General features: G+C 73.4%; 9 protein-coding genes. 1 reads left to right on the forward strand and 8 read right to left on the reverse strand.

Going from position 1 to position 11,582, the window contains the following annotated elements:
• Positions 1–59: 59 nt before the first annotated feature.
• From ACFWN1_RS12850 to ACFWN1_RS12875, 6 genes are all read right to left on the reverse strand, one after another.
• Positions 60–2,366: a xanthine dehydrogenase family protein molybdopterin-binding subunit gene (locus ACFWN1_RS12850; protein ID WP_384360531.1), complete on the reverse strand. Its 2,307-nt coding sequence runs from the start codon at positions 2,364–2,366 to the stop codon at positions 60–62.
• Entirely contained in the window at positions 2,363–3,901 is a 1,539-nt protein-coding gene (locus ACFWN1_RS12855; protein ID WP_384360533.1) for a 2Fe-2S iron-sulfur cluster-binding protein, read from the reverse strand. The genes ACFWN1_RS12850 and ACFWN1_RS12855 overlap by 4 nt, the downstream gene beginning before the upstream one ends.
• A complete protein-coding gene (locus ACFWN1_RS12860) occupies positions 3,898–4,791 on the reverse strand; it encodes an FAD binding domain-containing protein (protein ID WP_384360535.1) in 894 nt (297 codons plus the stop codon). Before ACFWN1_RS12860 ends, ACFWN1_RS12855 begins: the two co-directional genes overlap by 4 nt.
• A gap of 225 nt (positions 4,792–5,016) precedes the next feature.
• Positions 5,017–6,687 (reverse strand): beta-N-acetylhexosaminidase, encoded by a 1,671-nt coding sequence (locus tag ACFWN1_RS12865; RefSeq protein WP_384360537.1) that lies wholly within the window; start codon positions 6,685–6,687, stop codon positions 5,017–5,019.
• A gap of 97 nt (positions 6,688–6,784) precedes the next feature.
• Positions 6,785–7,069, reverse strand: a complete 285-nt coding sequence (locus tag ACFWN1_RS12870) for a DUF3039 domain-containing protein (RefSeq protein ID WP_030810948.1) — start codon at positions 7,067–7,069, stop codon at positions 6,785–6,787.
• A gap of 29 nt (positions 7,070–7,098) precedes the next feature.
• Complete coding sequence (locus ACFWN1_RS12875) at positions 7,099–7,674, reverse strand: YqgE/AlgH family protein (protein WP_384360539.1); 576 nt, start codon at positions 7,672–7,674, stop codon at positions 7,099–7,101.
• A gap of 260 nt (positions 7,675–7,934) precedes the next feature.
• Here ACFWN1_RS12875 and murA point away from each other — a divergent pair, with 260 nt between their 5' ends.
• Positions 7,935–9,275: a UDP-N-acetylglucosamine 1-carboxyvinyltransferase gene (gene murA, locus ACFWN1_RS12880; RefSeq protein WP_384360541.1), complete on the forward strand. Its 1,341-nt coding sequence runs from the start codon at positions 7,935–7,937 to the stop codon at positions 9,273–9,275.
• A gap of 168 nt (positions 9,276–9,443) precedes the next feature.
• Here murA and ACFWN1_RS12885 read toward each other — a convergent pair whose 3' ends face one another.
• On the reverse strand, positions 9,444–9,725 hold the full coding sequence (locus tag ACFWN1_RS12885; protein ID WP_018549700.1) for an HU family DNA-binding protein: 282 nt from the start codon (positions 9,723–9,725) through the stop codon (positions 9,444–9,446).
• A gap of 268 nt (positions 9,726–9,993) precedes the next feature.
• Positions 9,994–11,418: an NAD-dependent malic enzyme gene (locus ACFWN1_RS12890; RefSeq protein ID WP_384360543.1), complete on the reverse strand. Its 1,425-nt coding sequence runs from the start codon at positions 11,416–11,418 to the stop codon at positions 9,994–9,996.
• Positions 11,419–11,582 lie beyond the last annotated feature (164 nt).

Consider the following 11,582-nt stretch of genomic DNA (forward strand, 5'->3'; position numbering starts at 1 on the left):
CGTTGCCCGACAGGAGCGAGTTCAGCCGGACAGGCGACCTCGGCCGGACAGACCCCGACTCACCGCGCGTTGACCACCGCGGCCTGCGGCCGGATCGGCAGCCGGTTCACCGGACGCCCCGTCGCCGCCCGCACCGCCGACGCGATGGCCGCCGGCGAGGTCACCACCGGCACCGCGCTGACCGGCTTCGCGCCGAACGGCGCCACCACGTCCCGCTCCTCGACCAGCTTGACGATCCGGATGTCCGGCGCGTCCAGCGCGGTCGGCAGCGCGTACCCGGTGAGGTCCGGATGGCGGATCAGGCCGCGCGGCGTACGGAGGTTCTCGGTGAGCGCGATGCCCACGCCCTGCGTGACCCCGCCCTCGATCCGCGCCACCAGCTGCGCGGGGTTGAGCACCCGGCCCACGTCCTGCGCGACCGCCAGCTCCACCACCCGTACCGAGCCCAGCTCCACGTCGACGTCGACCACCGCGCGGATCGCGCAGAAGGCGAGGCCGACGAAGGCGTCACCCTGGCCTGCGCCGTCCAGCGGCTCCGTCGGGTGGGGGCGGCACTGGGCGGTGGCCCACAGTTCCTTGCCCTCCAGCGCCTCGGTGACGGTGGTGGAGAGCACCCCGTCGTACGAGGTGATCTTGCCGTCGGTGATCTGGAGCAGCTCGGTGGACATGCCGAACTTGTGCGCCAGCGGCTGGAGGAGCTGGGTGCGGACCATCTTGGCCGCCCGTTCCACCGCCCCGCCGGACACCCAGGTGTGCCGGCCGCGACAGCCGGGGCCGGCCGGGGGCTGATCGGTGTCGACCGGGGCCACATGGACCTCGTCAATGCCGAGGGTCTCCTGCACGATCTGCCGGGCCAGCGTGGTGAAGCCCTGCCCGGACTCCACGGCCGCGCAGAGCACGGTGGCGACGCCGTCGTGGACGCGTACGGTCGCCGTGGACACCTCGTCGGCACCCTCGGCGCCGAGCATGTGCACCATGCCGAGGCCGTAGCCGACGCCCCGGCGCACCGCGCCGGGCTCGCCCGCGCCCTCGGGGCCGCCGGGCAGCAGCCAGTCCTCCTCCGGGCCGTCCTTGGGCAGCGTCGGCAGCGGGAAGTCCCGTACCGCTGTGAGGAGTTCGGCCACCGGGGCCGGGCAGGTCACGGTCTGGCCGATGGGGAGCACGTCGCCGGTGGCCAGGGCGTTGCGCAGGCGCACCTCGGCCGGGTCGAGGCCCAGCTTCCTGGCCAGCTTGTCCATCTGCGCCTCGTAGGCCGCGCACACCTGCATGGCGCCCTCGCCGCGCACGTGGCCCGACGGCGGGTTGTTGGTGCGTACCGCCCAGCCCTCGATGAAGGCGTTCGGGACGACATAGGGGCCGCACGCGAAGGAGACCGCGGCGGCCAGGGCGTCGGCGGAGGTGTCGGCGTAGGCGCCCGCGTCGAGCAGGATCTGCGCCTCGACCTTGACGAGTCTGCCCTCGGCGTCGGCGTGGTGGCGGTAGCGCAGCAGGGTGGGGTGGCGGTGGGCGTGCCCGAGGAAGGACTCCTCGCGGCTCGCGGTGAGCTTCACCGGGCAGCCGGTCTTCAGCGCGAGCAGGCCGAGCGGCAGCTGGAAGCCCTGGTCCTCGCGGTCGGCGGTGGCGCCGGGCACCCCGGTGACGACGATCTTCACCCGGTCGGCGGACAGCCCGAAGCAGGCGGCGGCGGTGTTGCGGTCGCTGTGCGGGTCGGTGGAGGCGAGGTACAGCTCCACCCCGCCGTCCGGGCGCGGTACGGCGAGCCCGGCCTCGGCGCCGATCGGCGCGGGGTCCTGGCGGCCGATGCGGTACAGGCCCTCGACGACGATCTCACCGGCGGCGTCGGGGTCGCCGTGCCGCAGCGGGATGTGCCGGATCAGGTTGCCGTCCGGGTGCAGCGGTTCGGCCTCGAAGGCGCTCTCGGGATCGGTGACCGGGTCGAGGGTCTCGTACTCGACGATGACGGCGGCGGCGGCCATCCGCGCGGTGTCGGGGTGGTCGGCGGCGACGGCGGCGATGGGTTCGCCGTGGTGGCGCACGACCTCGGAGGCGAACACCGGGCGGTCGGGGGTGCCCCGGCCGTGCCGGGAGGTGCCGGGCACGTCCTCGTGGGTGACGACGGCACGGACGCCGGGCATGGCACGCGCGTGCGTGGTGTCGATCGAGACGATGCGCGCGTGCGCGTGCGGGGAGCGCAGCACGGCGGCCCACAGCAGGCCCTCGGCCCACAGGTCGGCCGCGTAAGGGAAGGTGCCCTCGGTCTTGGCGCGGGCGTCGGCATGGGGCAGGGAGGCGCCCAGGCCGTGCGGCAGCGGGTCGGCCGGGGGGGCTTCCGCCGCCGTGGTCGCGGTGGCGGCTTCGTCGCTCACGCCTGGCCTCCGTCCTGGCCGTGGTGCGGATCGTGCCGGAGATCGTGCTGGGGGTCGCGCGGGGCGCCGAACGCGCCGAAGGCGCCCGGTGCTTCGAACGCCGAGGGGTTGACGCCGCCGGAGCCGGGGCCCGCCTGGTGCGGGATGCGCGCGGTGCCGTCGTCCGGCTCGGGGGCGGCGCCGAGGCCGGCCTCGCGCTCGTTCACGACCTCGCGGACGGCGTCCAGGACACCCCGGTAGCCGGAGCAGCGGCACAGGTTGCCGCAGAGCGCCTGGCGGGTCTCCAGTTCGGTGGGGGCGGGGTTGCCCTCCAGCAGGTCGTGCAGGGTCATGGCGATGCCGGGTACGCAGAAGCCGCACTGCACGGCGCCGCACCGGGCGAGCGCCCGCTGCACGTCGGAGGGCCGGCCGCCGCTCGCCAGGCCCTCGACGGTACGGACCTCGCTGCCCGCCGCGGTGACCGCGGGGACCAGGCAGGAGGCCACGAGCCGTCCGTCGACCTGGACGTTGCACGCCCCGCACTCGCCCTGCGAGCAGCCGTCCTTGGCGCCCGCGAGGCCGAGCCGCTCGCGCAGCACGTAGAGCAGGGACTCGCCGATCCAGGCGTCGGTCACGGGCCGGTCGGCGCCGTTGACGCGCAGCACGTAGGAGGCGAGGGGGTGTTCGTCCTGGGGCGGCGGCGGGGGCTCGTCCTCGGTCCCGCCTTCCGTGCCCGCCGGGCCCGCTGTGTCCGCTGTGTCCGCTGTGCCCTCCGCCTCCCCCGGCACCGCGCCTGCGGCACCTGAGGCATCGGCGTCCGCCTCGTCGGCCGGGAGGGGCTCCTCCACGGCCTCCGGGGCCGTCTCCGGCTCCCCGGCCGCATCGTCGTCCGACTGGCCGTCAAAGGCGCCCTCAGGGGCCTCCACGGGGCTCTCGTCGGCCTCGGCGGGCCGGGCAGGCCCGGCGGGCTGGTTCCCGTGACCGGGGTGCACTTCCTCCGGCTCGGGAACCGAGGGCTCCTGCGGCCCCCACGCCCCGCCGATGGTGTCCGTCACCCAGGGCGCGGCGGCGCCGCCGGGGAGGACCGGCGGGGGGGCGCCCCACTGCTCGGCCAGCGCGGAGGTGGTGAACTCCCCGGACTCGTCGGGCAGGTCGCCCCCGGCGACCGGCACGGACCACTGTCCGGTGACGTCGTGGCCGGGCGGGGCGGCGGACTCCCCGGTGGTCCAGTGCCCCTGCGCCTCGGGCTGGTAGGTGAACCGGTCGTCGGCGTGCGGCTGCCGGTGCGGGGCGGCGTCGTGGGCGGCCCACTGGTCGTCAGGCACCTCCCAGCCGTTGTGGCCGTCACCCTCCGGCGGGGTCGTGATCCGGGGCGGCACATAGCTGTGGCCCGGCGCGGCCAGCGGGCTGTCGCCGGCCAGCAGGGCGTCGATGCCGCCCTCGGGCAGCTGGACGAAGGCGGTGGCGCCGTCGTCGTACTCGCCCTGGGGCAGCGGGTTCCAGCGGCCGCCGCCCTGGGACGTGTCGTCCTCGTGTCCGCGCTGGTCGTCGGTCACGACAGCGCCCTCCCCAGTGCTCGTCGGGCCAGCGCGGCGACGGTGCGCCGCAGGTGCAGTACGGCGGGCGGCAGCGGGACGACCGTGCCGTCCGGCTCCGGCACCGGGTCGGGGATGCAGGCAGCGGCGACGTACTCGCCGAACGCCTGGAGGGCCTCGGGGACCAGGGAGCGGTCGTTGTCCCAGTCGATGAGCTGCGCCACCCACTGCTCGGCGTCCAGCGGGCGCAGCGGCATCGGCGCTATGGCGCCCACCGCGCACCGCACTCCGCGCCGGGCGGGGTCGAGGACGAGGGCGACGGAGGCGGCCGAGCGGCCGGGCCCGGTGCGCCCGGTGGCCTTGAGGAAGACCTGGGGGGCGTGCAGCAGCGGAACCCGGACGTAGCCGATGAGTTCACCGCCGCGCAGCATCTCGACGCCGGCCAGCAGGTGCGAGACGGGGACCTCGCGGCGGGCGCCGTCCGGGCCGGCGACGATCAGCGTCGCCTCCAGCGCGGCCAGCACCGGCAGCGCGTCGCCGGTGGGCGCGGCGGAGGCGATGTTGCCGCCGAGGGTGCCCGCGTTGCGGATGTGCGGCGGCCCGGCGGCGCGCGCGGCGGCGGCGAGCGCCGGGATCAGCGCGGCGAAGTCGGGGCGGCCCATACGGGCGTGGGTGAGGCCGGCGCCGAGCAGGGCGTGGCCGTCCTGGTACTGCCAGCCGCGGATCTCGCTGATCCGGCCGAGGCCGACCAGCGCGGCGGGCCTGAGCTGCCCGGAGTTGACGGCGGCCATGAGGTCGGTGCCGCCGGCGACGGGGACCGCTGCGGGCATGGCGGTCAGTGCTGCCACCGCCTCGTCCAGCGTCGTGGGCAGCGTGACGGTCTGTGCCGCCTGTGGTGCGTGCGTGGTCAAACCGGCTGCCCCTTCCCGCTGTCCCACCTGGTCGCGCCTGTGCTGCCGTACGGTACGTGCTGACAGGGCGGACGTGGCAACTCTGGCACATCTTCGCAAGGCTCGGACGCGCGGGTCGGCCAAGGGGTGTTGGCCCACCCCGTCGGGCGGATGGTCCCGTTTGCACCCCCATCTCCGGGTGGGTCCGATTGACCCTCTTCGGCGTGCTCCCGGACGGTTCTTCCGTTACGCGACCGGGCCGGCGTCCGAGGGCGCGGGCTCCACGGGCGGCCCAGTGAACGGCCGTCCCGGCACTCCGGGGCGCCGCTGCCAGGGGTGGGGGCCGCCGGGTGGCCGGTAGGCGACACCGAGGGCGTCAAGTCGCCGGTAGTGGGCGCCCATCCGGCGTTCGAAGTCCGCGAGGTCCCGGCGCTCCGGCGGGGGCAGCGGGCTCCAGGCCACCTCGGCGAACGCGGCGAGCCGGGGGAAGACCTGGTAGTCGACGCGTCCGGCGTCCTCGGTCACCTCGGTCCACATATTGGCCTGGGCGCCCAGCACATGACGGGCCTCGGCGGCGCTGAGGCCGTCCGGTACGGGCTCGAACCGGTAGACGTCGGCCAGCGTGCGGACGTAGCCGATGGGCACCGGTTCGTCCGGGCCGGGCGCCTGCCGGTGGTCGAGGTAGACGTGCTGCTCGGGGCACATGACCACGTCGTGCCCGGCCCGCGCGGCGATCCGGCCGCCCTGGTGCCCGCGCCAGGAGGACACCACGGCGCCGGGCGGCAGCGGGCCGTCGAGGATCTCGTCCCAGCCGACGAGCCGGCGCCCGCGCGCGGCGAGCCAGGCGCCGAAGTGCCCGGCGAACCAGGAGCGCAGGCCGTCCACGTCGGCGAGTCCGAGTTCGGCGGCGCGGGCCCGCGCAGTGGCCGACTCGCGCCACTGGTCCGGCGGGCACTCGTCGCCGCCGAGGTGCACGAAGGGCGACGGGAACAGCTCCAGCACCTCTTCGAGCACGCCCTCGTAGAACCGCAGGACGCTCTCGGTGGGGGCGAGCACGTACGGGGAGATCCCCCAGTCGTCCCGGACGGTGAGGGCGGAGGTGTCGACGGCGTCGGTGTTGCCGAGTTCCGGGTGGGCGGCGACGGCGGCCTGGGAGTGGCCGGGGAGATCGATTTCCGGGACGACGGTGATATGGCGTTCGGCGGCGTAGGAGACGATCTCCCGGATGTCGTCCTGGGTGTAGTGGCCGCCGTGCGGTTTCGCCTCCCAGAGAGAGGACGAGCGGTGGCCGAATTTGGTCCGCGCGCGCCAGGAGCCGACCTCGGTGAGCCTCGGGTATCGCCCGATCTGGAGGCGCCAGCCCTGATCGTCCGTGAGATGCAGGTGGAGGACGTTGAGTTTGTGCGCGGCCAGCAGGTCGAGATAGCGCAGCACGCCTTCCTTGGGCATGAAGTGCCGCGCCACGTCGAGCAGCATGCCGCGCCAGCCGAACCGGGGCGCGTCGCTGATCCGCACCGGCGGCAGGTGCCAGGTACGGCCGGGCAGCGGGGCGCGCCGGAAGGCGTCGGGGCCGAGCAGCTGCCGTAGCGTCTGGGCGCCCCAGAACAGCCCGGCCGGACCGCCCCCGCGCAGGTCGGCGCCGGTGGGGGTGATGTCGAGGCGGTAGCCCTCGGCGCCGAGTTCCCCGGTGACACGCGGGTCGACGGTGAGCCGTACGGCGTCCTCGGCGGCGCCGTCGGCCGGGGCCAGGGCGAAGCCGGTGGCCGCGCCCAGGGTGCCGCGCAGCCAGCGCGCGGTGCTCCCGGCGCCTTCCCCCGAGGCCGCCAGAGCGGTGCCGGGCCCCAGGGTGAACCCCTCGCCCGGCCCGCCGTGCGCCTCGGCCGGCGCCGGAATCACATCAGCGAACTCACCGGTCACTTCAGCCCCCGTAACGGCCCGGAATCCTTGGATTACGGGAACGCTGCCCAGCCGCCCGGCGAAACACGCGCGAAAAACACCCGGAGGGGCGGCGGGGTCACTTCTTGTCCTTGTCCCCGCCCTTGTCGCCACCGCTGCTCATGGACTCGTAGATCTCTTTGCACATGGGGCAGACGGGGTACTTCTTCGGGTCGCGGCCCGGCACCCAGACCTTGCCGCACAGCGCCACGACGGGGGTGCCGTCCAGGGCGCTCGCCATGATCTTGTCCTTCTGGACGTAGTGGGCGAAGCGCTCATGGTCGCCGTCACCGTGGGACACCTGCGGCGTCGGCTCGACGAGGGTCCCCGTACCAGTCCCGCGCTCGGGCTCAAGAGTGCTCATGGAGCCAAGGGTACTGAAGCTCGCAGGCATCAGTTGAGCGACGGGTCGTCCGGATACGTGGCCACCATCGCCAGGTCCCCGCGCTGCCGGCGCAGCACCTCGCGCCACAGCCGTTCGGGGGCCGGGGAGGAGATGTCACCGGGCTCGGACTCGACCACGTACCAGGCGCCCTGGTCCAGCTCGTCCTGGAGCTGGCCCGGTCCCCAGCCCGCGTAACCGGCGAAGATGCGCAGCGCGCCGAGGGCGGAGGCGACCAGCTCGGGCGGGGTCTCCAGATCGACCAGGCCGATCGCGCCGTGCACCCGGCGCCAGCCGAGCGGGGCGGCGCTCTCCCCCTGGCCGCCGCCGGGGACCACGGCGATGCCGAGCGCGGAGTCCAGCGAGACGGGGCCGCCCTGGAAGACCACTCCGGGCTCACCCGCGAGGGCCGCCCAGCCGGCCAGCACGTCGCGCACGTCCACCGGGGTGGGGCGGTTGAGGACAACCCCCAGCGAGCCCTCCTCGTCGTGGTCGAGGAGGAGCACCACCGCGCGGTCGAAGTTCGGGTCCGCCAGGGCGGGGGTCGCCACGAGCAGCCGCCCTGTGAGCGAGGACACCTCGGTCATGCCAGACATGATCCCGCATCCCGGGCCCGCGTGGGGAGCCGAACGGCACATGAGCAGCGGGCACGCCCTCCGGGGCGGGAAAGGGAGAGGCCGTACGGCGCGGTGACCCGGCGTACCCGCGGGGGAACCGTTCGTGTTGTGACACGGCTGGCGGGCCCTCGGGCTTATGGGCGAAGGGTGATCCGCCATTACGCTGTCTCTCCGGCCCCTGCGCAAAGTGATCGGCCGACCCCTGCCCGACTCATCGGAACGCGAGATTCATGACCGTCAACGACGATGTCCTGCTTGTCCACGGCGGAACCCCGCTGGAGGGCGAGATCCGTGTCCGCGGCGCGAAGAACCTCGTGCCGAAGGCCATGGTCGCCGCCCTCCTGGGCAGCGCGCCCAGCCGCCTGCGCAACGTCCCGGACATCCGTGACGTGCGGGTCGTGCGCGGTCTGCTCCAGCTGCACGGCGTGACGGTGCGTCCGGGTGAGGAGCCGGGCGAGCTGATCCTGGACCCGACGTACGTCGAGAGCGCGAACGTCGCCGACATCGACGCCCACGCGGGTTCCAGCCGCATTCCGATCCTGTTCTGCGGCCCGCTGCTGCACCGCCTCGGCCACGCCTTCATCCCCGGCCTCGGCGGCTGCGACATCGGCGGCCGGCCGATCGACTTCCACTTCGACGTGCTGCGCCAGTTCGGCGCGACCATCGAGAAGCGGGCCGACGGGCAGTACCTGGAGGCCCCGCAGCGGCTGCGCGGCACGAAGATCGACCTGCCGTACCCGTCGGTGGGCGCCACCGAGCAGGTGCTGCTGACGGCCGTGCTGGCCGAGGGCGTCACCGAGCTGTCCAACGCGGCCGTGGAGCCCGAGATCGAGGACCTCATCTGCGTACTGCAGAAAATGGGCGCGATCATCGCCATGGACACCGACCGGACGATCCGCATCACCGGTGTGGACTCGCTCGGCGGCTACAACCACCGCGCCCTCCCGGACCGCCTGGAGGCCGCCTCCTGGGCGTCCGCGGCGCTCGCGACCGGCGGCGACATCTACGTCCGGGGCGCCCAGCAGCGCTCGATGATGACGTTCCTGAACACCTACCGCAAGGTCGGCGGCGCCTTCGAGATCGACGACGAGGGCATCCGCTTCTGGCACCCCGGCGGCCAGCTCAAGTCCATCGCGCTGGAGACGGACGTGCACCCCGGCTTCCAGACCGACTGGCAGCAGCCGCTGGTGGTGGCGCTCACCCAGGCCACGGGCCTGTCCATCGTCCACGAGACGGTGTACGAGTCCCGCCTCGGCTTCACCTCGGCGCTGAACCAGATGGGCGCGCACATCCAGCTGTACCGGGAGTGCCTGGGCGGCTCGGACTGCCGCTTCGGCGCGCGGAACTTCCTGCACTCGGCGGTCGTCTCGGGACCGACCAAGCTGCAGGGCGCCGACCTGGTCATCCCCGACCTGCGCGGCGGCTTCTCGTACCTGATCGCGGCCCTGGCCGCCGAGGGCACCTCGCGCGTCCACGGCATCGACCTGATCAACCGCGGCTACGAGAACTTCATGGAGAAGCTCGTGGAGCTGGGCGCGAAGGTCGAACTGCCGGGCAAGGCGCTCGGCTGACGGGTCCCGCGCACGCGAATGGGCGGCCCCCCTGATGACAGGGGGGCCGCCCATTTTGACTTCGCCCACCGGGGCGTGCCCCGTAGGGGCGCGGGGACTGCGCGACAAGCCGCGGGCGGCCCGCAGATCACGACGGCGCCCAGTTGCCCGGTGCCCCGAGCGGAGCGCTTACTTGCCCTTGGCGGCTTCCTTGAGCTTCGAGCCCGCGGAGACCTTCACGCTGAAGCCGGCCGGGATGTTGATGGGCTCACCGGTCTGCGGGTTGCGCGCGGTACGAGCGGCACGGTGGGTGCGCTCGAAGGTCAGGAAGCCGGGGATGGTGACCTTCTCGTCGCCCTTGGAGACGATGTCGCCGACGACCTCGGCGAACGCGGCCAGCACGGCGTCGGCGTCCTTGCGGGTCACCTCGGCGCGGTCGGCCAGCGCGGCCACCAGCTCACTGCGGTTCATGTTCTTACTCCCGTGTTCTTCTTGCCGATGAGGCGTGAGGTGAGATCGATGCCGATGCGCTCGCGCCCAGAGACGCATCCTGCCCCTACCTGCGGCGGGAAAGCCAATCCGGCACCCGTAGGAGTCATGAGAACACCCTAGGGAGTCACACGAAAAAGCGCCTGCCCCGCCGACACCCTAGAGGGCGTCACGACCACGGAACCGGCGACTCGCCGTAGGGGAGGCAGCACCGGTCCACACAACCTCCCCGACCCTACGGCACGTGCCGCTAGGACGCCGCTACGGCTGCTCCGGCCGCCTTCGCGGCCTCCCGGACCGCCCCGGCCACCGCGCCCGCGACCTTGTCGTTGAAGACGCTGGGGACGATGTAGTTGGCGTTCAGCTCGTCCTCGGTCACCACGTTGGCGAGGGCCTGCGCGGCGGCGAGCATCATCTCGGTGTTGACGGTGCGGGACTGGGCGTCCAGCAGGCCCCGGAAGACACCGGGGAAGACCAGCACGTTGTTGATCTGGTTGGGGAAGTCCGAGCGGCCGGTGGCGACCACGGCGGCCGTCTGCCGGGCCACGGCGGGGTCGACCTCGGGGTCCGGGTTCGCCAGTGCGAAGACGATCGCGCCGTCCGCCATGGCGGCCACGTCGGTGCCGTCCAGGACGTTCGGGGCGGAGACGCCGATGAAGACGTCGGCGCCGCGCACGGCCTCCTTGAGGGTGCCGGTGAGGCCCTCGGGGTTGGTGTTGTCCGCGATCCAGCGCAGCGCGGAGTCCGCCGGGGCGTCGACCAGGTCACCGCGGCCCGCGTGCACCACGCCGTGGATGTCGGCGACCACGGCGTTCTTGACGCCGGCGGCCAGCAGCAGCTTCAGGATGGCCGTACCGGCCGCTCCGGCGCCGGACATGACCACCCGGATGGACTCCATCGAGCGGTCGGTGACGCGCAGCGCGTTGGTCAGCGCGGCCAGCACGACGATGGCGGTGCCGTGCTGGTCGTCGTGGAAGACGGGGATGTCGAGGGCCTCGCGCAGCCGGGCCTCGATCTCGAAGCAGCGGGGCGCGGAGATGTCCTCCAGGTTGATGCCCGCGAAGCCGGGGGCGATGGCCTTGACGATCTCCACGATGGCGTCGGTGTCCTGGGTGTCCAGGCACAGCGGCCAGGCGTCGATCCCGGCGAACCGCTTGAACAGGGCCGCCTTGCCCTCCATGACCGGCAGCGCGGCCTTGGGGCCGATGTTGCCGAGGCCCAGCACGGCGGAGCCGTCCGTCACGACCGCAACCGAGTTGCGCTTGATGGTGAGCCGCCGGGCGTCCTCGGGGTTCTCCGCGATCGCCATGCAGACCCGGGCCACGCCGGGCGTGTAGACCATGGAGAGGTCGTCACGGTTGCGGATGGGGTGCTTGGACTGCATCTCGATCTTGCCGCCGAGGTGCATCAGGAACGTACGGTCGGAGACCTTGCCGAGCAGGACGCCGTCGATGCCGCGCAGCTCCTCGACGATCTCGTCGGCGTGCGCGGTGGAGCTGGCGGCGATGGTGACGTCGATCCGGAGCTTCTCGTGCCCGGACGCCGTGACGTCGAGGCCGGTGACCGAGCCTCCGGAGGACTCCACGGCGGTGGTGAGCTGCGATACGGCCGTTCCGCTCGCGGGCACCTCCAACCGGATGGTCATCGAGTAGGAGACGCTGGGCGCCGTTGCCATGGCCGACTTCCTCTGCTTTCACCGTGACGCGTGTAGTGCCGTCCGATCGTCGCACCTACCGCCGAGTACGTGGTAGTCGGCTCCGGTCGCGGGACGTGGTGTTCTCGGACTCCTCGCCGACTCCTCGCCCAAGACGAGAGGCCCGCGTCACGGGGACGCGGGCC

The organism is Streptomyces sp. NPDC058459 (assembly GCF_042721685.1).
Taxonomy (GTDB): Bacteria; Actinomycetota; Actinomycetes; order Streptomycetales; family Streptomycetaceae; genus Streptomyces.